This window comes from Psychrobacter sp. M13 (assembly GCF_030718935.1).
GTDB lineage: Bacteria > Pseudomonadota > Gammaproteobacteria > Pseudomonadales > Moraxellaceae > Psychrobacter > Psychrobacter immobilis_G.
Genome location: NZ_CP132194.1, coordinates 1,747,315 through 1,770,053 on the forward strand (window position 1 = coordinate 1,747,315; position 22,739 = coordinate 1,770,053).

Annotated in this window: 13 protein-coding genes; 3 read left to right on the forward strand and 10 right to left on the reverse strand. The window is 44.0% G+C overall.

The window, feature by feature from the left end:
• Positions 1-15: 15 nt before the first annotated feature.
• The 10 genes from hrpA to Q9G97_RS07380 all read right to left on the reverse strand — a co-directional run bounded on the left by hrpA (position 16) and on the right by Q9G97_RS07380 (position 19,650).
• Positions 16-4,191: an ATP-dependent RNA helicase HrpA gene (gene hrpA / locus Q9G97_RS07335; RefSeq protein ID WP_305900298.1), complete on the reverse strand. Its 4,176-nt coding sequence runs from the start codon at positions 4,189-4,191 to the stop codon at positions 16-18.
• Positions 4,192-4,345: 154 nt separating this feature from the next.
• Entirely contained in the window at positions 4,346-4,663 is a 318-nt protein-coding gene (locus tag Q9G97_RS07340; protein WP_305898268.1) for a hypothetical protein, read from the reverse strand.
• A 133-nt stretch (positions 4,664-4,796) separates the two neighbouring features.
• The gene (locus tag Q9G97_RS07345) at positions 4,797-5,801 is read right to left on the reverse strand and encodes an alpha/beta fold hydrolase (RefSeq protein WP_305898269.1); all 1,005 of its coding nucleotides are present in this window, start codon (positions 5,799-5,801) and stop codon (positions 4,797-4,799) included.
• A 230-nt stretch (positions 5,802-6,031) separates the two neighbouring features.
• Positions 6,032-7,435: a guanine deaminase gene (gene guaD, locus Q9G97_RS07350; protein WP_305898270.1), complete on the reverse strand. Its 1,404-nt coding sequence runs from the start codon at positions 7,433-7,435 to the stop codon at positions 6,032-6,034.
• 186 nt (positions 7,436-7,621) lie between these two features.
• Entirely contained in the window at positions 7,622-8,617 is a 996-nt protein-coding gene (locus Q9G97_RS07355; protein WP_305898271.1) for an XdhC family protein, read from the reverse strand.
• A complete protein-coding gene (xdhB, locus tag Q9G97_RS07360; protein WP_305898272.1) occupies positions 8,610-11,192 on the reverse strand; it encodes a xanthine dehydrogenase molybdopterin binding subunit in 2,583 nt (860 codons plus the stop codon). The genes Q9G97_RS07355 and xdhB overlap by 8 nt, the downstream gene beginning before the upstream one ends.
• A gap of 142 nt (positions 11,193-11,334) precedes the next feature.
• Positions 11,335-12,978 carry a xanthine dehydrogenase small subunit gene (locus Q9G97_RS07365; RefSeq protein WP_305898273.1) on the reverse strand — a complete coding sequence of 548 codons (1,644 nt, stop codon included), beginning with the start codon at positions 12,976-12,978 and terminating at the stop codon, positions 11,335-11,337.
• Between the two features lie 658 nt (positions 12,979-13,636).
• Positions 13,637-14,326 carry an aldehyde dehydrogenase family protein gene (locus Q9G97_RS07370; RefSeq protein ID WP_305898274.1) on the reverse strand — a complete coding sequence of 230 codons (690 nt, stop codon included), beginning with the start codon at positions 14,324-14,326 and terminating at the stop codon, positions 13,637-13,639.
• Positions 14,327-14,339: 13 nt separating this feature from the next.
• Positions 14,340-17,600: a bifunctional proline dehydrogenase/L-glutamate gamma-semialdehyde dehydrogenase PutA gene (gene putA / locus Q9G97_RS07375; protein WP_305898275.1), complete on the reverse strand. Its 3,261-nt coding sequence runs from the start codon at positions 17,598-17,600 to the stop codon at positions 14,340-14,342.
• Between the two features lie 754 nt (positions 17,601-18,354).
• Positions 18,355-19,650 carry an NCS2 family permease gene (locus tag Q9G97_RS07380; RefSeq protein ID WP_305898276.1) on the reverse strand — a complete coding sequence of 432 codons (1,296 nt, stop codon included), beginning with the start codon at positions 19,648-19,650 and terminating at the stop codon, positions 18,355-18,357.
• 777 nt (positions 19,651-20,427) lie between these two features.
• On the opposite strand from Q9G97_RS07380, the gene tolQ reads away from it, so the two are divergent.
• From tolQ to Q9G97_RS07395, 3 genes are all read left to right on the forward strand, one after another.
• The gene (tolQ, locus tag Q9G97_RS07385) at positions 20,428-21,165 is read left to right on the forward strand and encodes a protein TolQ (RefSeq protein WP_305898277.1); all 738 of its coding nucleotides are present in this window, start codon (positions 20,428-20,430) and stop codon (positions 21,163-21,165) included.
• The gene (tolR, locus tag Q9G97_RS07390; protein ID WP_305898278.1) at positions 21,162-21,620 is read left to right on the forward strand and encodes a protein TolR; all 459 of its coding nucleotides are present in this window, start codon (positions 21,162-21,164) and stop codon (positions 21,618-21,620) included. The genes tolQ and tolR overlap by 4 nt, the downstream gene beginning before the upstream one ends.
• 93 nt (positions 21,621-21,713) lie before the next feature.
• Positions 21,714-22,694, forward strand: coding sequence for a cell envelope integrity protein TolA (locus Q9G97_RS07395; protein ID WP_305898279.1), 981 nt, complete (start codon positions 21,714-21,716; stop codon positions 22,692-22,694).
• Positions 22,695-22,739: the final 45 nt, after the last annotated feature.

A 22,739-nucleotide genomic window follows, 5' to 3' on the forward strand; every position in this document is an offset into this window, starting at 1 on the left:
TTGCAGTGTAATCTCTTAACCCACCTTATCCCAAATCTTACTCAAACGCTTAGGTGATACCGCCATACGGGTTTTCATTGGCTGGGCAAATAGCTGAATTCGATACTCTTCTACCATCCAACGATAGTCGCTAATCGCGCTATCACTAGCCCGATTGCCCAATCGCTCCATATGCAAATCAAGCGCATAGACCCCGTCAAGATCAGCCTCCAAGTTGTGCTCAAGGCGCTCAATTCGTAACTCAAGCGCTTCTAAATAACGCGGATACTGCTGCCAATGACTATAATCCATACGGTAAACAAAGTCCGCCAAATGCAGATCTTCTAACTGATCTTCAATATCATCAATGGACTCACCAAAGATTTCGCGATCCAGCATCAGTAGACTCTGACGAATACGCTGCCAGCGAGTGTAGACACTTTTGAGAGTTTTGATAACATCTTGACCGATAAGTAAGAAGTTACTGATGACGACTTTTTCTGTTTGTTGGTACTCTTCAACCATAAAGGGCAACTCTTCGCTCAACCCAATAGCGATACTATCAGCACTCTCAGGCAAATCACTACTGTGATCGAATAAGGCATAATGCTCCTCAAGCGTCGCATCTACTGCCGCATCAATAATGATAGTTTTGAGCTTTTCCATATCGCCAAGTGGCGCAAAAGCCAATTTAAATATATTATCAATTTGACTAGTCAGCTGCTTTTTCTTTGCGCCAAGCTTAGCTTTAATCAAAGTCAGCACACCAATGCGATGAGCTTGCAGCGCAGCATTGACATCCGTATATTGATGAATAGAAACGGCCTCACCTGATGCGTCCGCAACGAGCGCTGAGAACTGCTTCATGACCACGCCTGCACTATGCCGATTCTTACTAAAAGCGAAGTGCTCAGGGAACTCAGTGTGTGCCCCTTGCTGCTCAGTAATCGCTTGGCTGGTCTCGCTAGCATGACGAATCTGTAGCGTTTGTAGATCGCGACCTTTTTCGATCACGCGGTTTTTATCATCGACTACTGATATTTGTGGCTGCAAGTAACGATCAATCGACGATGGACTGAACTTATCAGGCGTAACCGACATAATACCTCGACGGTTAAGCGCATGGCACAGTTGCTTAAGCAGGCCTTGCTCGCCTTGTGGTTGCAATTCATCAAATAAGCTATCGGCCATATCTGGAATAGGTACAATTTGGCGACGGATATCTTTGGGTAGTGACTTGAGCAGTTGCAGTACTAGCTCATAGCGCCAACCAGGCACGCCCCATAACAGCTCAATCGCATCCAGCTGTGGTAGCGCTGCTAATGGCACGCGAATAGTCACCCCATCATCGTCACTTGAGGGATCAAAGATATAGCGCAAAGGCAGTTTTAAATCGCCTAATTGCCAAACTTCTGGGAAGTCGCCAGTGGTTGGCGCTTGGCTATTGAGAACATCATCATCAGTAAAGAACAGATACTGCATATCGCTCTTTTCCATCTCCGCGCGCCAGTCCTCAAAAGACTTACGACTGGCAACATGCTCGGGTATTTTATGATCATAGAACTGATACAGCGTCTCTTCATCAACCAACAAATCACGACGGCGCAGCTTATCCTCAATACGCTCAACATGAGCAATTTTGTCCATATTGTGCTGCAGAAACGGCGCTTGGCGACCGAGATTTCCTGTCACTAAGCCATCACGGATAAAGATCTCACGCGACTCGACGAGATTGACTTGTTCATAGTTGGTTAGCTGCTTAGGGATAATAATCAGCCCAAATAGGCTAATCTGGGCATAAGCTTTGACTCGTCCTGTTTTCTTTGACCAATGTGGCTCAAAGTAATGATATTTGAGCAAGTCGCCTGCCGCTGAAATAATCCATTCGGGCTCAATCTTGGCAACGGTACGCATAAACACTTGCGAGGTTTCTACTACCTCAAACGCCATAACCCAAGGTGGTATTTGCTTAAATACGGTACTCGCTGGAAATATTTTGGCTTTTTGCTGGCGGGCGGCTAAATATTCGCCACGACTCTCGGTCTTATGAGCAATAGTAGAGAGCAGACCTGTCATTAAGGCGCGATGCAAATTGGCGTATTTGACCGCTTTTATTTCTTCATCATCGACACCAGTAGGATCGCTACCATTGGCTAATGCTTTTGAGCTGTTTTTACTATTTTTAGTATTGTTGTTATTACTGCTACTAGTGCCATTACCTTTGATGTCATTGACATCAGTCAGCTTTAGATCCGTAACCATCTGTACCAGTTGACGATGGGTTTGATTCCATTCCCGTACCCGCGGAAAGCTCAGATAATTCTTTTTGGTAAACTGCTTACGCTGATTGCCAGAGAGCTTATTGCCATTCTCATCGCTTTCAAACAACGCCTTCCACAGGGTTAAATAAAATAGAAAATCTGAGTCATCTTGACGAAATTCAGCGTGCTTCTGATCGGCTTGTTGGCGCTTATTAGCTGGGCGCTCACGCGGATCTTGTACCGCAAGGGCAGCAACCACGATGAGCATCTCACGAATACAGTCAAAGTCGCTACCAGCAACGAGCATACGTGCCAGTCTTGGATCGATAGGCATTCGCGCCATCTTTTGACCAGTAGCCGTCAGATGCAAATGATCTAAACCATCTCTTTTGGACTTATTATTTACATTACTAGCTGCTTTATCATTTTTAGCAGTGATTGCGCCTAACTCATCCAGTAGCTTATGACCGTCAGTGACCAGACGATTATCAGGCGGCTCAATAAACTCAAAATCATCGACACTGCCTAGGCGCAGGTTTGCCATCTGCAAAATAACCGAAGCTAAGTTAGTACGTAGAATCTCAGGCTCAGTGAACTCAGGACGACCCTTGAAGTCCTCTTCACTATAGAGTCGAATACAGACGCCTGGCGCGACACGACCACAACGACCTTTACGCTGATTAGCAGCGGCCTGTGAGATTGCTTCAATCGGCAAACGCTGAACGCGTGAGCGATAGGAATAACGCGATATCCGCGCAAACCCTAAATCAATGACATAGCGAATACCAGGCACCGTCAATGCGGTTTCGGCAACGTTGGTCGCAATGACGATACGCCGACCACGGCCTGAGGGCTGAAAGATACGCTGCTGCTCTTCATAGGTCTGACGGGCAAATAATGGCAGCACTTCGGTATGCTTGGGGCCATGACGCTCAAGCACCTCTTGCGTCTCGCGAATCTCCGCTTCGGTCGCGGCAAATATCAAGATATCGGCTTGATCGCCATGCCCTTTACTCTGCGCGTCATGAAAGCATTCTTCTACTGCGGCAACGACAGCGCGCGGTAGATTCTCTTCAAAGTCATCATAGCTATCATCATCAGAGCTGGTCACTGGCTCATCGGTTAGCGGACGATAGCGCACTTCGACTGGAAAGCTACGGCCTTCGACATTGAAAATTGGCGCAGGAACTTTACGTTTTTGCTTAGCATCATAACGGCTAAAATACTCACTAAAGCGCTTGGTATCGAGCGTTGCTGAGGTAATAATAACTTTTAGATCAGGACGTTTAGGAAGTAATTTCTTCAGGTAACCCATAATAAAGTCGATATTGAGACTACGCTCATGCGCCTCATCGATAATAATAGTGTCGTATTTACTCAAAAACCGATCATGACCCAATTCAGCGAGTAAAATACCATCAGTCATCAGCTTGACGACAGACTGAGCAGTACCCTCTTCGTTAAAGCGAATCTTAAAGCTCACGGTATTACCGAGCTTTTCACCGAGCTCTTCAGCGATACGGTTTGAGACACTACGCGCAGCCAGACGACGCGGCTGGGTATGTCCTATCTGTCCTCTTATACCACGACCTGCCAGCATTGCCAGCTTTGGTAATTGGGTGGTCTTACCTGAACCTGTCTCACCTGCGACGATAATCACTTGATTATCAATAATCGCTTGAATCAAGTCTTCTGCGCGTTGGCTGACAGGCAAATCAAGGTTTAGTTTCGTGGGTAAGTCTTGGGGAATGCTATCAATACGCGCTTGCACCGTCTGCTGTGAGCGGTTTTTTATTTTGTCGTATTGGGCACGCTTCTTCGCCAGCTCTTTTTCGGCTTTATCGCTATTTGATTGTTTGCTAGAAACAATAGCACGCGCCAGCTCACGCTCCAAACGGCTGAGATAATAGCTATCTTTAGCAAGTACAGGAATCTCTGCCAAATTATTTATATCAGTATTCGTATTTATTGTCTTATTGCTATGATTTAAGTTTGCAGGTTCTTGGATATTCTCGGAAACGTTAGGCATATTTACTTAGGCTATTTATTATTAATAAGTGCTTAGATTATGGGGATTTTTTAGGTTGGATTCAAGAAGGGTTTGTTTAATTACTACTGGTATGAATAACCTGCTGCTTCTGTGAAGCTGACTCAAAAAAGCTTCGCATTTTTTGTAGTGGCACTCTAGGAAACGGTAGATGCAGCGAGAGTATTAAGGTCTCAAACGCTACCATTTCATCAACTAAGGCGCGAGCCATGTCAGGCTTAATCTGTGGATTATCATAAAGCGTATCAATCAGCCTTGTTAATTGTGGGAACTTAGGATTGTTATGAACCTGATAAAGAGTAGGTACTAAGTCATCAGGAATTTGGCAGCGTGTTTTGCGAAACATGCCATCTTTGTAATACATATTAAGAGCCATATTATTATCACTTCTTTAATTTCAGATAACCAGTATTGGTCTCGTTTTCTCATTGAGAATACCACAGCTCAAAGACAAGTCCATCAATAATAGTTTCTATATAAAACTTATTGAACATCTTAAGCTCTGTAACTTATTTAGTATCAATTAAGAATTGTTGAACTACTGCAACGGTTGCCAATGAGTCTTCTTCGTGTGGCACATGGCCTAAGTTGTCAAATATCTGCAACTGACTATTAGCTATATCTCGATGAAAGAACTCAGCATTCTCAACAGGAATAAGCTCATCTTTCGCGCCCCACATAATCAATGTTGGCAATGCTAATTGCTTAATTTGCTCTCTATCCTCTATATTATCAAAGTCATTTAAACGAGCTGACAACGCGCCACGGTTACCAGTACGCAGAGATAAATCATAGTAGCGATCGATGAGCGCGTCATCGACTTTACTATCATCAGCATAGACACTTAAAATACTTTTTTTGACGACACTTCTAGGTAGAATACGACCTAAGATAGGTCTTAGAGCTGGATAGGTTGCCAGTTTAAAACCAAGAGGAATGCTTTTTGGGGTCGCAGGATAACCAACGGCATCGACCAATATCAGCTTATCTATTCGCTCAGGATACAGTGCGGCGGTTCGCCAAGCTATTTTGCCCCCTAATGAGTTACCCGCTAAAATAACGCTATCTAAATTTAACTTATCAAGAACTTCGATAACAAAAGAAGCATAATTGGCGCTCGTATATCGAGTCGAGCTATCAGTATAAGGGCCCGTTAAGCCAAAACCTGGCAAATCCATACTCACTACACAATAGTCATCGTTAAGCTCTTTTGTCCAGCCTTGCCAAGTATGTAAGCTCGCTGAAGTGCCATGCAGTAAAACAATCGTTTTTGGCTGTTCTGTATTAACCGCATTACTTTTTGAAGCACTATCATGATAGCTAGCACATTTATTGGCGCGTACTACATGTGCTTGCATGCCTTGAACGGTTATAAATTCGCTATTAGGCAGTTGCCATTGTTTTAGCTCGGCAACGCTACGATCCGGTGCCCAGTAGATTATGACAGGTACAATAAGTAAAAGACTTGTGCCGACAGCCGTTAGCAATACAATTTTGGCTAAACGTTTTTTCATTGTTGCAACACTCAATAATTTAAATAAGTTCAATCAGTTGTAGATGATACTAGATAAAAAAGATAAATATTAGCGTATTGCGTGACTGCTATGAATTTTTATTACTACTTCTGCGTTGACTATATTTATAATATAAAAAAGCCAGCGCCTATTTCCTTAAGTATAAAACTTAGTAAATAGACCCTGGCTTTTTTGTAGGAATAGATTCAAATCAATCTACAGTTTGATTTTTAAGCGGCCTTCTTATAACGACTCACTCCAGCGATAATCGTTTCATCAATTACCCGATCATCACCTAGCATCATTAGTACAAATAACTGCTCTTCCAAGGTTTTGGTCTGACTCATACGCCGCTCAAGTAATGCCGTTCCAGCTAAATCAATCACTACAAAGTCGGCTTCTTTATTCGGCATAAAATTACCGATTTTGTCATCTAATACCAGTGACTGCGCATTGCCTAAAGTGATCTGATACAGACCTTGATGCGCAGACAATGGATTGTTCTGTAGTTGCTGAACTTTGTATGTCTCTGATAAAGTGGTTAGCATCGAAAGACTAGTTCCCGCACCTACGTCAGTGGCGATACTGACACCGGTATAGCTTAAGGTATTGGATAAATCAAACAGTCCACTGCCTAAAAAAAGATTAGACGTTGGACAGTGCGCAATCTGCGTCTCAGTTGCCCGAAGTATCTCATACTCCTGTCTTTCAAGATAAATACCATGCGCCAGCGTAGTATAGCGTCCTAATAAGCCCATATCCGCATACACATCGAGATAGCCTTTATGATTGGGATAAAGCTCTTTTACAAAAGCTACTTCCTCACGGTTTTCGGCTAGATGGGTTTGCAGATAGACATCGTCATAACTGGCGTACAGCTCGCCTGTCATTTGTAGCTGTTTTGGCGTCGAGGTGATCGCAAAGCGTGGCGTGATAGCTACATGCTGACGACCGCGCTTGTGCCACTTATCGATGATGTTCTGGCTATCACGGATGCCCTGCTCAGTTGGTACGCACAGATGCTCAGGCGCATTGGTGTCCATCAACACATTACCGGTGATCATACGGGTATTCAGGCGCTCGCTCTCATTAAAAAACGCTTCAACCGATTCAGGATGGCTAGTGGCAAATACCATAGCGCTGGTTGTGCCATTAGCAAATAGCTGATTTAAAAAGAACTTAGAGGCATCGTGTGCCACTTTTGGATCACCAAAATTAGCTTCGGTAACAAAGGTATAATTATTGAGCCAATCCAATAATTGCTCACCATAAGAGGCGATCATATCGACTTGTGGATAATGCACATGGGTATCGATAAAGCCTGGCATGATAAGCTTGTGCTTGCAGTCATGAATTTTTACTGGCTGTTGCCCCTCTTGATTATGAGCATGATCAGCTGACATAGCTTCTCTACTACCATAGTCTATAACGAGACCTGTGGCATCATCGACGACTAATGCGCCGTCTGCAATATATTCAGGATAAACGGTTATGCCTTTAATCACTGGATTTAATGCGGTGCTTTTATCTACAGATGATGTTTTTTGTGCTCCATTTTCTAAATGCGTTCGTTGAGTCAAATCATCTTCAGTAAGATAGTGCAAAAGTTGTGCTTGATAGATATGAATAGTCATAAGAACATCTCACTTTAATAAGTAAAAATAAGGTTGTTAATAGTCGTCTAATAAGTGATTAAAACCTTAAAACAGCATCGTTCGGCGTAATGCGGACACAAAGCTGCTAAATGTAGCCGATAAATGATTCTGGCTAACGGTTTTGGCAATACTTTTTTTAAAGTAAAATCTGATACAAATTTAAAGTTAAGAGTTATGGTACTGCTGCAAAATTTGTGCGGCGATAGAAACCGCTACCGCCATCGGCTCTTTGCCACCAAGCGTCAAGCCAATAGGCATGGTAATCTGATTCACCAGCTGCTCATCGTAACCGCGCTGAAGCAGGCGATCTTGAAAACGCTTGGCTTTAGTCGCCGAGCTAATACAGCCAATATAAGGCATAGCGATTTTTGTGTAGTCCGTATCTTTGTTAGCAGCATCAACACTAAGCGCTATATAGCTGTCTAGCGCTTCCCGTACTAGATCAAAGTCAAGACTATGATCATGGGTCATCACTAAAATAAAGCGCTGTCCTTGCTTTTTGATAAACGGTCTAACAAAATCGATAGGTTCCTCATCAATGCGCACTCGAACATGCGCAGGCAGATGATAAGAGTGCTGACTAGTTTTGCCTTTATCATCCTCTGACAAATAGCGCTCAAACATCTCAGGGCGACTATCGACCCAGTCCACTTGACAAGGTAATTCTGCTAACACCGTCATCAAAGCTGAAGCCACATGTCCTGCACCGAATACTAAAATAGACAAAGGCGGCGTCACGTTAAAGCACTCAAACATAACGGTGACGCTACCTCCGCAACACTGCGCCAGCTTAGCACCGAGCGGATAATGCTTAGTATAGACGGCATCACGTCGTATCAATTTGGCCTTTTCAGACTTATCTTCTGCTGATCGTTTCGAGTTTGTCGCCACCTGAGTATCGATTTCACCCTTGAGCAATTGCCGTGCTGTATTTATCACATCATGCTCAAGGCCACCACCGCCAAGCGTGTCACATATCGTATCTGGCGTCACGATCATCTTAGCTTGTAGCGCGCGCGGCGCTGAGCCATTGACCGCAACGACGGTCGCCAGTACATGCTGGATGCCTTGCTGCTGATACTGTGCTAAGCCGTCATACCAGCGTTTAGGTGCTTGAGAAGTTGACGCAGCTTGTATAGGCTCTAATGATAAATCACTCACTGTGAGCAGGACCTCGACCGACGGATACATTAGGGTTTTTTATGTGCTCAGGCTGATCATCATGTAGCTGACCTTCAACCTTTGGCGCATCAATGTTTTCGCTATGCGACACCTCTAGCGGCTCAACCTTATCATCATCAATACCATCAACCGCGCTAGTACAGTCACTATTATGCTTTAAGCTCTCGATCGCATCAGTATTGATATCGGTTGCAATCTCCCACGCCTCGCCTTGCAGACGCATAACTGCTTTGAGGACGGCCTCTGGCGTAGCAGGCATCGTCAGCTCAGGATTTTTCTTATAATCTGCCATACTGGCAACTGCATTATTGATAGCACACCAGACACTAGCGGCTAACATAAACGGCGGCTCGCCCACTGCTTTGGAGTTATAAATAGTCTGCTCTTCGTTTTTGCGATCGAATAGCTTGACGTTCCAGTGCTTAGGCAGATCATGAGCGGTAGGTATTTTATAGTTAGCCGCAGCGTTCGAGGCCAGCTTACCTTTATCATCCCAAATAAGCTCTTCAGTCGTAAGCCAGCCCATACCTTGTACAAAGCCGCCTTCAATCTGACCAATATCAATAGCAGGATTAATCGACTGGCCAACATCATGCAAGATGTCACAGCGCAGTACCTTGTATTCACCGGTCAAGGTATCAATCTCAACCTCAGAACACGACGCTCCCAAGGCATAATAGAAGAACGGGCGACCCCAAGCTTTTGAGCGATCATAGAAGATCTTTGGTGTTTTATAGTAGCCAGTAGATGATAGACTGACCCGATGTTGATAAGCTAATAGCACTAAATCAGCAAAGGTGAGTACTTCTTTATCAGCGATATGCACGTGATTATTTTCAAAGGTAATATCATCGCCTGCGACCTCAAAATGCTCAGCAGCAAATTCAACCAAACGCTCTTTGATAGTAATACAAGCGTTTTGCGCCGCTTTACCATTGATATCGGTACCTGATGAAGCTGCCGTTGGTGAGGTGTTTGGCACTTTATCCGTACGCGTGGCGGTGGCCTTTACCGTGTCCAAATCAACATCGAATTCGTTAGCGACAATCTGGGCAATCTTGATATACAGACCCTGCCCCATTTCAGTACCGCCATGATTGATCTGAATCGTACCATCAGTATAGATATGTACTAATGCACCAGCTTGGTTGAGATGCTGTACGGTAAATGAGATGCCAAATTTGACAGGCGTTAGCGCTAGTCCTCGACGCTTATCAGTATCTTCAGCTTCTGCTTTTTTATTGAACGCTATAACGTTTTCGCGGCGCTCCTTATAGTCACAGTCATCGGCTAAGGTATTTATGATAGTCGCTAAATCAAAATGCTCAATCGGTTGCCCATAGTGAGTACTTTGACCGTTTTGATAAAGGTTATTCATCCGTACTTCTAGCGGGTCTTTGCCTAGCGTATAAGCGATATGATCCATCATATATTCAGCAGTGAGCAATCCTTGTGGACCACCAAAGCCGCGATAGGCGGTGTTCGATACGGTATTTGTAAAGCAGCGATGGCCTGCGATTTTAGCGGCTGGATAAAAATAGCCGTTGTCGCAATGGAACATAGCACGATCGACGATAGCATCAGATAGATCAGGTGAGTAGCCACACAGCCCAGACAACTGCATATCGACCCCGAGTATTTGACCAGCATCATTGACACCGACGTCATAGCGGTTGGCGAACTCGTGACGTTTACCTGTCACTACCATGTCATCTTGACGATCGAGACGCATACTCACAGGCACGTTTTGGCGCTTGGCGACGATGCCGCACATACAAGCCCATGCTGCTGCTTGCGTCTCTTTACCACCAAAGCCGCCACCCATTCGACGTACAATGGTAGTCACTGCATGAAATGGTAAATCCACTACTTCAGCGACCAGCTGTTGTACTTCACTAGGATGCTGAGACGAGGTATAGACCTCTAGCCCGCCATCATCACACGGCACAACATAAGACACTTGACCTTCAAGATAGAAATGCTCTTGACCCAGCATGTGGTTATAACCCTGAATGCGAGTAGGCGCACTCGCAAGTTCAGTTTGCGCATCACCGCGCTGCATAAAGTGACTAGGACGCACGAACTTCTCTTGCTCGAGTGCCTGCTCAATGGTTAGAACGGCAGGTAGCGGCTCATACTCTACTACTGCTTTTAGCGTTGCTTTTTTGGCAGCGCGATGGCTAGTGGCTACCACTGCAAACAGGGTTTGACCGACATATTCTGCAACTTTATCGACCATCAACGGATCACCGTCGAATACAGGACCGATATCGGTCTTGGCAGGCAAGTCTGCAAAAGTAATCACATCGACTACCCCATCAGCTGATCTCACCGCGCTAAGATCCATGTTCAGCACACGAGCATGCGCATGAGCGCTCTTGCCAATAGCCAAATGCAGAGTATCTTGTGGTTTTAGCATATCGTCTACATAAGTAGCGGTGCCCATAACATGGCTGATGGCGCTATCATGCTTAGCGCCTGTGCCAATTTTGCTTTTCGGTGGACGCTCGCGTCGAATACTGTAGCTGTCAAAAAGGGATGAATGATGGCTCATAATAGTTCTCTTTTTATCTGTTGTTGCCTGTAGTCAGCGTCTATATTAATAACGAATCAAGGCAAAAATAGTTTTGGTAAAATGCAGTTAAGTAGTCTTGAAAATTTGATAAACTCTATTTTCTAAGCCCAACGACATCTCGCTAAGCACCCTCAGTTTGAGCGCCCTTTATTAGCTGTTTACCACACTTAATTAATAAACGCTGCACCACATGCAAGCGATACTCACGGCTGGCACGTACATCAGTCATAGGTGAGACATCTAGTGGTAATGCCTTTGCTGCTTGCTCAAAGCTAGCTATTGTGAACGGCTGACCGATAAGCGCTTGCTGACAGTTCTCAACCAATAAAGGCACTGCTGCCATACCGCCTAGCCCGATCTTTACGTCATCAATAGTCGTGCTATCAGCTGATAAATCCAAGCGCACAGCCACTAAGCAGGCTGAGATATCATCCTCGAAGCGCTTGCTTATTTTATGAATAAATAGATGCTGATTGTCTTGCATAAGCGGAATGTGAATAGCTACGACATAACTACCTGCACGTAGCTTCGTCTTTTTATAATCCAAGAAGAACTCAGATAAAGGCAAGGTTTCATCGACGAAGAGTTGATCACTATTGTCAACTTCATCATTATTAACATCACAATGACGTATGTGAATACTCGCGTCTAACGCTAATAGAATCGGCGGCAGATCGCCAATCGGTGATGCATTAGCGACGTTACCACCGATAGTGCCCATGTTGCGAATCTGCGGCGAGGCAATACGCTCAAATAAATCAGCGAATTCTGGGAAATACTGCTCTAACGCTGGTAGCATGCCTTTGTAGCTCATACCTGCACCAAATATCAGTGTTTGAGCAGCCACTTGTGTTGTTGCACTATTAGACTGGCTATCAGCATCCACTACTGACCAAGACTTCAACGACTCGATAGCAGCTAGCTGAATAATGACATCATGATCTATTAAGTTTTGGGTGACGCTTAAGCCCAAATCAGTGCCACCCGCCCAAATAGTCGCTTTTGGATAGAAGGCTAATAGCTGATCAAGCTCGTCGGTCGATTGAGGAATGAATAATTGACGCGTGCCTTCAATAAGCGCTGGTGCGATGGTTTGCTTATTATCATTAGTATTTGCTGAAGCATCATTGCTCTTAGACGTTGCCATAGCATCTGTCGCTAGCGTCACGGCTAAGTCTTTGGCACTGACCTGATCCTCTGCTCGCTTTTGTGCGATCTTTTGCATCGACAAGCCAGCTTCTATAATAGGTCGGTAACCCGTACAGCGGCATAGATTACCTGCTATCGAAGCGACAATCTCATCGTAGCTTAGTTCATTAACGCTTAGCTCATCAGTATTGGTATCTTGCATACGCTTATTTTCATAAACGCTAGCTAGTGACATGATAAACCCTGGCGTACAAAATCCGCACTGCGAGCCGTGACAATCGACCATAGCTTGCTGAGCGGGATGCAGTAACGCACGTTCGGGATGGTTTTCGGGGTTGTCCGCTAAGTAAGCTGCGGTCATTATATGATGATTATCCATCAGCGACAGTAAGGTGATACAAGCGTTGAGGGTATAAAAAGGAGCGCTATCGACAGGGGTCTCTGCGCTGGTAGATAAGCGCTGCGCCATCACGGTACAAGCACCGCAGTCACCGCTACCACAGCCTTCTTTAGTATCCATCTGACGCGCGTGCAGACGTAGATACTCAAGTACCGTAGTGTTGGGGTTAAGCTGGCTTATCTCGTGAGGTTGTCCGTTTAAATAAAAAGTAATCATAGCAATACTCGGCTGTTCAGATTAATGGGGTCATCATTAATGTCAGCTAGTGTGAGTATTTATTGATATTTCAGTACTAAATGCTAGTAGCTGATTTTTGGAGGGTAGCTTGATGGTATGTAGTGCGCCTAACTAAAATTCTAGTAACGAGGCTTCTAGCTATCCGTTCAATAAATCCCGCACATGACTAGTTATATCTAAATAGATATAAATAATGATATTCAATAGGGTTACTTTACAGTCCTGTTTCCTTCAGTTCGAAGGTAGTAGAACTTTGATAGCTAAAGGCGGAGGTCGTCCACTATATAGTATGCATAAGATTTTAAATAAGATAAGAGACATCTCAAAGATATCCTTATCAGAGGAGATAGGTAATATTTATAGCACTTCATTTTAAATGAGTCAATTATTTTTGCACAAATCAAAGGGTTAATTTTAATAAAATATTATTTTATATGCTTAAAATGACTTTAGCTTTTCACTCATGTTTAGATAATATAGTCAGAGAAAAGTGATATCGATAACATTACGTATTACTGGCATAAAAAAACCAACGCCTAATTATTAAGAATTCTGAAATCCTTATAACTGAGCGCTGGCCTTAATTTATCTTATAATGAATACTGTTCAAAGGATAAAAACGAATGAATATCTAACCTTAAGTACCCAACTCAAGCAAAGTAGCATTACCACCGATGGCCGTTGTATTGATCGTTCTAACCCGCTCAGTGACAAACCGATAGAGGTAATCAGGAGTTAGCATATCTGCTAAACCGTCCATGTCAGTGACCGCAATAACTTGCGTTAAGATACCGTCTGAATTAGCAAGCTCTTGGCTAACCGCCTGTACCTCGCTTACACTGCCTGCTACCGCAACTTGTGCTAGACGCTCCATATGCAGCAAAGTTACTAGCTGTGAGTCATTAGCGATGCTAATAACGTCTTCACTAATACCCGCCTCATAAAGCGCTTTTACCGCCTCAATGCACATCTCATCTTGGCTTGGACAATGCAGTACTACCTCATTACCTGTCAGCAATGCCGCAATGAGCTGACCTAATACGGCTAAAGCTTTTGCAGACTCATCACCGATAACCATCGTTTTGCCACGAGCGGTCACATATAGCTCATTAGATTCACCCGTTGCACCTGTCATGTGATGCACTTGATCAAGCTTAGGAGCAAACCTTAATAAATGAGTGAATAAGGTACGGGCTTTTTTGGTGTCGCCTGTAAGCAGTGCCAACTTAGCAACAGCAGCTTCTAGATAATCGACGCGATTGGTTGCGCCAAGTAGTCGCCAAGCTTCACAAACTTGGCCATGATCTTTTTTAAATTCAGTTGCCATTTTGCTAGCTCCTTTATGCCTGCTCTGCAGAAGTTGATGATTGAGTGTGCTCAGTAGCGCTGGTAACGGCCTGCTCAGATACCGTTTGTTCAGATACTAGTTGCATCAGACGCGCCACATAATGTGGACCACCTGCTTTAGGGCCAGTACCTGATAAACCACAACCGCCAAACGGCTGTACATTGACCACAGCACCGATCTGATTACGATTGACATAAGTATTACCGACAACAGCACGGCGCTCGATATGTTCAGTGACATTCTCAATACGGCTATGAATACCTAGGGTCAGACCAAAGCCTGTCGCATTAATAGCATCAATAAGCTTATCTAAATCACGTGCTTTATAACGCAATACATGCAATATCGGTCCAAAGTGCTCACCACCAATCACATCGATACTATTGACCTCAATGGCGGTCGGCAGCACAAAAGTAGCTTGGTCTTCGCTCACCACTGAGCTGGCGCTCATCGGTGTTTGTCCCAATATCTTCGCAGTAACTTCTCGCTCCATGCGCTCAATATGCGCCTCAAGGCCTCGCTTAGCATCTGCGTCAATCACTGGGCCAACATCAGTCGATATAAGGGTTGGGTTGCCAACGACTAGCTCCGCCATATGACCTTGCAATAGCTCAATAAGCTCATCAGCGACCTCTTCTTGGACACAAAGGATACGACAAGCTGAACAGCGTTGACCTGCTGATCCAAATGCTGATAATACAGCATCTCTAATCACTTGCTCAGGGAGCGCCGTTGAATCAGCGATCATCGCGTTTTGACCACCTGTTTCTGCTATAAAGACAGGCAGCTCGCCATTGGCTTGCGCATGACTATTCAAGCTTTGGTTGATGCGCTGAGCGGTTTGGGTTGAGCCTGTAAAGATAACGCCCGCCAGATTGTCCGCTTTAGTCAATGCCGCGCCTACTTCTCCTGCACCAGTGACAAATTGTAGTGCACTGGCTGGCACGCCTGCTTGGTACATAAGCTGCGCACCAAAATGCGCAATCAGGCTAGTCTGCTCAGCAGGCTTGGCAACGACAGTATTACCAGCAGCAAGCGCTGCAACGATTTGACCCGTATATATCGCTAATGGAAAGTTCCAAGGGCTAATACAAACAAAAGTACCGCGCGCCTTATAAACTTGACGCATTAACTTACCAGATAGATTGGTAATCTCTGTTACTTGAGCGTCTAAGCGCTCAGCCTCATCAGCATAAAAGCGACAGAAATCAACCGCTTCTTTGATCTCATCGATACTGTCTTGGGTGGTTTTGCCCGCTTCAGCCTGACATAGAGCCATAAATTCAGCGTAATTCTCTTCAAACAAATCAGCGGTTTTACGCAGTATCTCAGCGCGTCTGCTAGCTGGTACTGCCTGCCACTCGGCTTGACCTGCTACGGCAGCGTCAATAGCTTGACGCGCTAGATCCGCGTTAGCATAGTGCACTTCGCCTACAGCTACTTCATGGTTCCAAGGGGCACGGATGCTATTGTTCTCAAGCTTGTGCTGCTCGCCATTACTCTCATAACTGCTGATAGCCTGTCCGTCGATAATAGGCGTGGCTGACCACGTCTTTTGGAGCTGCTCATCGATAGCAGCTTTGAATGGCGTCCACTGCGAATCAATAAAGATATTGGGTCCAAAGCTGGCACGACGATCGCCATAGATATCCAGTGGTAACGGAATATCTGGATTATGCAAACTTGCATTGGTAAGCAATTTGTCATACGGATGCACGACTAATTTGTCGATAGGATAAGACTTATCTAACAGCTGATGAACAAACGAGCTGTTCGCACCATTCTCAAGTAAACGTCTGACTAAATAAGGCAGCAAGTCTTTATGGGCACCAACAGGCGCATAGATACGGACTGGGATATTATAAGCGTGTAAGATATGGTCATATAGCGCGTCACCCATGCCATGCAAACGCTGAAACTCAAAATCGCGATGCGCGCTCATCGTCATAACCGTCGCTAAAGTATGCGCATTATGAGTGGCGAATTGTGGCCAAATAAGACCCCGCAGATGCTCTGATAATAAGAAACGAGCACATGCTAAATAAGCGGTATCCGTACCCTCTTTGCGCGTCCATACTGGATAGCCTGAAAGACCACGCTGCTGAGCAAGCTTGATCTCGGTATCCCAATAAGCACCCTTAACCAGACGTATAGGAATACGATCACCAACATCACTAGATAAGCTGGCAAGCCACGCAAATATAGCAATCGCACGCTTTGAGTAGCCTTGGACAACGATACCTAACCCATCCCAACCTGCGGTTAGCGGATCACGATATAGCGATTCGAATAACTTTAATGAAATCTCCAAGCGATCGGCTTCCTCAGCATCGACGCTCAGATCAACATTGACCTCTCGTGCCGCTTCAATCAGTAGCATACAGCGCTGACGCAATAGACCCATCACTTGCGCTTCTTGAGTCGCCTCATAGCGTGGATGCAGTGCTGATAGCTTAATAGAAACCGAAGGCTTAGGCATACCCTCTTTGACTTTGACATTAGCAGTCGCTTTTATCGCATGCAGATAATCATTGAAATATTTTTCGGCATCATGATTGGTGATTGCCGCCTCACCCAACATGTCAAATGAGTAGGTATAGCCTTTATCGCGATACACTTTACTGTTTTTATTGGCATCCTCAATGGTCTCACCCAATACGAACTGATGACCCATAATACGCATGGCTTTTTGCATTGCCGCCCGAATCATTGGCTCGCCCATCTTTTTTGTCATCCGATCCAAGAACCCAGCCGCTGTCGTACCGTTGTCGATACTTACCACGCGACCTGTCATCATCAGACCCCATGTTGACGCATTAACCACCATTCCGTTGTCGTCTTTGAGATGCTTTTTCCAGTCCGCCACGCTCATTTTGTCGCGAATAAGCGCATCAGCCGTGTAGTTATCCGGTACACGAATCAAAGCTTCGGCCAAACTCATCAGCAAGATACCCTCTTGAGTATCTAGGCTATACTCTAAGAGTAGTGAGTCGACCATTTTGATCGCTTTGCCATCATTACGCACATACTCAACCAATTTGCGTGTTTGCTCGGCTGAGGCTTCTCGCTCCTCATCACTAGGCTTTGCTAGTGGCAGCAGTTTAGATAACCAACGCTCCTCATCAACACTATACAAAGGCGAGATACGCGCATACAACTCAGCCGTTGGTAGAGTGATGTACTCAGGCTCAAGCATGGCCGCTGGGCTAAATAAAATAGGTTCTTTTGGGGTAAATTTATCTACTGGGTTCATACCAACTCCATAACTATCGTTTAAAGATCATAATAAATAGCGCTGATAGATTTTTTAGCATAACTCTTATATGCCAATTGACTAAAAAACCTATCGCTAAATAGGTGTCAAAACCTGTTAATTAAAATCAGGTAAGCAAAATCTAGTAAGTAAAAATCAGACAGCGTTATCACAAAACGAGCATCCAGCCAAAGCTAGAGACGGTTAAGTAGGTCGTCAAGTGTTATACGGGCTACATTAACAATACAAAGGCAACTATAAAATTAAGCGGCATTAGTGCCTTCTTCTTGTTTGTAGTGAAAGGAGTGCGATTATGAATTTTTGCTTATTTAGCTATTGCTTCAACAAATATTATAATCTTGGATGGATTCACTGTAAGAAAAACCTCTACGGCGTTGATTGAGGTGATGCGCTTAACTTGGACATATTATCATGAAAAAAGCGTTCAAACCAACGCTAATCGTCATTTGAGTAAATAATTTTATGGCTTTAAAAACAATGAGATAGCTTATAAAACCTGACCATTTGGTCAATTAATAGTCACACTCCTACTTATTTGTTAAGTTAGGCAAGTAATAAGACCCTTATAAATTTTGAATGTAAAAGTATACTTTTAAGCTCACTATGATTGATGAGACTAACTAAGTGCTTTTAAATTATCCATAATGATCTACAAAAAAACCTCTTTATCATAGTGATAAAGAGGTTTTTTGAGCTAAAAATAGCTTAATATTTGCGATGAGTCATATAAGTATCAAACAAAGATAATCTTAGCTAGTAGCACTATAGTTAACACTATCACTGGAATACCAATTTCAGAGAACTTCCCTGTTAACGCTTTTACTGCAGTAAAGGTAATAAACCCTAGAGCAATACCATCGGCAATAGAGTAAGTTAGTGGTGTAAATAGCAAGACTACAACGACTGGCGCCGCCTCCGTCAAGTCAAACCAATCGACCTCTTTTAGAGTAGCCAGCATAAGCACGGCAACATAAAAGATCGCGCCGCCAGTAGCATAAGCGGGAATCATACCAGCAAGCGGAGCAAAGAACATACTTAGCAGAAATAATACACCGACAGTTACCGCCACTAGACCCGTACGACCCCCTGCAGCAATACCTGATACACTTTCAACAAAACTGGTCGTTGATGAAGTACCTAAGAGCGTCCCTGCTACCGTTGCTGTTGAATCTGCTAGTAATGCTTTACCCATATTAGGTATTTTACCATCTTCCTTGACTAGACCTGCCTGCTTAGTCGTTGCAATCAAAGTACCTGCGGTATCAAATAAATCAACGAACAAAAAAGCAAAGATAACACTGATCATACCAACATCAAACGCACCAGCAATATCAAGTTGCATGAGTGTTGGCGCGATAGATGGAGGCGTAGATATAAATCCTGTAAACTGGGTATTACCAGTAAGCAAGCTAATCAAAGCCACTAATAAAATACCGATAGTCACCGCGCCTGGCACTTTTTTATAAGATAGACCAACAATAACGATAAAGCCTAAAGCGGCCATTGCGGGACCAAAGGTGGTCATATCACCTAAGCCTACTAAGGTGGCATCATTATTGACGATCACCCCTGAGGTTTGCAGCGCAATAAAAGCTAAAAAAGCACCAATACCTGCGACTACCCCTTGCTTTAAAGAGTTCGGAATAGAATTAATAATAATTTCACGAATCTTAAACAAGCTTAACAGTATAAAGATACAACCCGACAAAAATACCGCACCTAGTGCGGTTTGCCAAGGATAGCCCATGCCCAGCACTACGCCATAAGTAAAAAAGGCGTTAAGACCCATACCAGGCGCTAGTGCTACTGGCAGGCGGGCATAGAGCCCCATAATAAAACAGCCGATTGCTGCAGCTAGACAAGTAGCTACAAACACCGCGCCTTTATCCATACCAGCGTCTGCTAATACGTTAGGGTTGACAAAAATGATGTAAGCCATCGTCAAAAACGTGGTTACACCTGCGAGAATCTCTGTCTTGATGGTGGTGTTATCACCGTTGATTCCAAAATATTTCTCAATAGCATTCATAGTATCGCTTCCCAATTGCGTTCATTAAGTACCGCTTCCAATTTGCGTTCCAAACAGGTCAGTTATCAGTTAATAAACTAAAAACACCATAAACACCAAAAAAGCATTTATAGCTCAATAGTATTTGTTAGGACATATTTGATTGTTTGATCATGTCGTTGACACATGATCCTGTATAGAATGGTTTTTAAGCGATACGAGAAGAAGCTTATCTAGTTTAGTCATTCTAAGGGGTTAAGATTACTTGCTAGCATCGTTAGGAGTCTCGCCCCCACGTTTATAAAAACCCGACACTATGGTAACCCTACCCTTTGTTGCACAATGTTCGTTGCAGAACAATAGCAATTAGCATTCCTATTGTTCTGCCTTTACTCTAAATTTTAGCTTTAATAAAAGTGTAGCTATGAGCAGTATTTATCCTGACTCTCAAACATACCCTATTAAACTAACGCCTCATAATTTTTAAATTACACAAGCAGCTGTTTCATAAATGCTACTGATAGACATATTATGTAATTTAAAATTACAATTTGACCTGCAAGACAAACCTTATTATATTTTTTCAAGCTTGTCATCTTTTATTTGACGACTAGGTAGCATATTGTCTAAATAACATATTAATAATGACCTTTTAGACATTTAGAAGTACACTAACGGTTTAAAACAGGCTGCATAGCTGCTATAAAAACAGTCGTCAACCACTTATTCTAAAATTTTAGGTTTACTTGATGTAGAGCTGCCCCTTTACGTTACTTTTATTCACTGCGAGTCCATTGTATGCCCGAATCCTTAAATATCATTGATCTCATTACCCAAGCCAGTTTATTGGTGCAGATCGTTATGGCGCTATTATTGTTAGCGTCGCTACTGAGCTGGGTCATTATTTTTCGTTTAAGCTCGCGTTTAGGCACAGCTAAAAGCTTTGATCAGCAATTTGAGACTTGGTTTTGGTCAGGTGAGGATTTGGCCAAGCTTTATCAAGGCATTCAAGGATCTCCTGATCGCCAAGGGCTTGAGCAAATATTCTATGTCGGGTTTTCTGAATATCTGCGCATGCATAAAAAACGTCAGCCAAAAGATGACATCATCGACGGTGTAGAGCGTAAGCTGCGCGTAGGACTGGGCCGTCAGCAGCAACAGCTAGAATCAGGTATCGCCACCCTTGCTAGCATCGGCTCGGTTGCCCCTTATATCGGTCTGTTCGGTACGGTATGGGGTATTATGAATGCGTTTTTGGGCTTGTCACAAACCGAGCAAGCCACCCTTGCCTCAGTAGCACCTGGTATCGCTGAGGCGCTGATCGCTACCGCTATGGGTCTGTTCGCCGCTATTCCTGCGGTGCTCGCCTATAATCACTTTACCAATAAATCTAGCCGGCTATATGAGTCGCGAGCGCTGTTCTGCGATGAGATGACAGGAATGCTACAACGTGAGACTAGCACTGAGAGTCAAACGGTTCTACCAAAAACGCAGATCGCTAGAGGATCTCAAGGTATTCAGGGCTCTGGACTATGAAGCCAAGTCCTTATAGCCGCAAAAAGTCTGAGCTCAATGCCGATATGAATGTCGTACCTTATATTGATGTCATGTTAGTGCTACTGGTCATCTTTATGGTAACGGCGCCTATGCTGACGACTGGTGTCGATGTTGATCTACCTAAAGAGCAGACCACTAGTATGAGCCAAAACCAGCTACCTGTTATTATCTCATTGACCAGTAATGGCGAGATCTTTATCAGCTACGAGAATAATATGGACATGCCTGTCAGTGAGCCTGAGCTGATCAATACTCTGAGTAATCTACAAGCCCAAAGTAGCGCCGAAAACGGGCAACCTGTTCAAATTATGATTAATGCTGATCAGAATAACCAATACGGCGCTATCATGGCTTTAATGGCGAACTTGCAACAAGCAGGTATCCAAAAGGTAGGATTATTAACGGGTGCGCCTCTACCTACGCCTGCACTATAATGGCTGTTAATTAATAAGCAGTTATAAAGTTATAAAATCAAATAGTTATTTGCCAGATAAAAGTAGATCGTCAAATTCTTAGGTCTTTATATTATGAACAATGCCCCTGCCGTCTATGTACCGACTCAGCCTGAAGGCGATGGGCTCACAATGCCTACGCTGCTAAGTTTGCTGGCGCATGGTATTATACTTGGGGTACTTATTTATACTTATCAGACGCCAACACTTGAGATTGCAGGTAGTATTGAGACAACGATGGTAACGCCAGGTGAGCTTGCTGAGATTCAAGGGCAAATACTTGCCAATCGAGCCGCATCGGCCGAGCAAGCCGCTAGTGCGAGTAGTAGTGCTGCAGCCCAAATGCAAATGAATGAGTCTGATAGTAGTGATATGTCAGATCAAAGCACCGCTCAGGCAAGCTCGCAACAAGAGCCTGTGTTTACGCGTTCTGATGAGCCCGCCAGCCGCCCGATGCTGATGAGTGAAGAGCAACACCAAAAACGTCTTGAACAAATGGCAGAATATAATCGTAACATGGCAGAAGCAGCAGCGGCTTTGGATGGCACGCAAGCACTTGATGAATTCCAGCAACAGCAAAGAGATGAGCGTATCGAAGAGCAAAAAGAACTTAGAGAATTTCGTGCCAAAGCTAATAATCAGCCTAGAGTGAATAAACCCACTCGTGGCGATCGCAATATCAATATTGATCTGGGCGGCTCAAGTAACGCAGGCAAAAATTTTGATTTGGCAGACGGTCAGGCTACAGTATCTGGTGGTAGCTCATCTGCTACTAGAGATGGCGGCTCAACACGCTCTACAGGTGACTTTAAGAGTGGTATTGCTGATAAGATTCAAAGAAATCTTAAAGCGCCCGTTCAAACACAAGGCATAACTGCTAGAATTACGCTGCAGTTAGATGCACGAGGTAACGTATTGTCTGCTAAAGCTAGCGGATCAAACTCAGATGTCAATAAAGCAGCAGAAAAAGCAGCTTACGATGCTAGCCCATTGCCAATTGATCTAGACAATGCCAAAGCTTTCGCAAGTTTAGTAATTAATGTGACAGTTACCTAGTTTTGAGAGTATTAAATCTAGATAAAGTATTATCATGTTCTGCTA

Bases quoted from the DNA above. Each gene is read 5' to 3' on its own strand.
- Q9G97_RS07340 (WP_305898268.1), bottom strand. From the start codon at position 4,663: ATGGCTCTTAATATGTATTACAAAGATGGCATGTTTCGCAAAACACGC.
- Q9G97_RS07345 (WP_305898269.1), bottom strand. From the start codon at position 5,801: ATGAAAAAACGTTTAGCCAAAATTGTATTGCTAACGGCTGTCGGCACA.
- guaD (WP_305898270.1), bottom strand. From the start codon at position 7,435: ATGACTATTCATATCTATCAAGCACAACTTTTGCACTATCTTACTGAA.
- xdhB (WP_305898272.1), bottom strand. From the start codon at position 11,192: ATGAGCCATCATTCATCCCTTTTTGACAGCTACAGTATTCGACGCGAG.
- Q9G97_RS07365 (WP_305898273.1), bottom strand. From the start codon at position 12,978: ATGATTACTTTTTATTTAAACGGACAACCTCACGAGATAAGCCAGCTT.
- Q9G97_RS07370 (WP_305898274.1), bottom strand. From the start codon at position 14,326: ATGGCAACTGAATTTAAAAAAGATCATGGCCAAGTTTGTGAAGCTTGG.
- putA (WP_305898275.1), bottom strand. From the start codon at position 17,600: ATGAACCCAGTAGATAAATTTACCCCAAAAGAACCTATTTTATTTAGC.
- Q9G97_RS07380 (WP_305898276.1), bottom strand. From the start codon at position 19,650: ATGAATGCTATTGAGAAATATTTTGGAATCAACGGTGATAACACCACC.
- tolQ (WP_305898277.1), top strand. From the start codon at position 20,428: ATGCCCGAATCCTTAAATATCATTGATCTCATTACCCAAGCCAGTTTA.
- tolR (WP_305898278.1), top strand. From the start codon at position 21,162: ATGAAGCCAAGTCCTTATAGCCGCAAAAAGTCTGAGCTCAATGCCGAT.
- Q9G97_RS07395 (WP_305898279.1), top strand. From the start codon at position 21,714: ATGAACAATGCCCCTGCCGTCTATGTACCGACTCAGCCTGAAGGCGAT.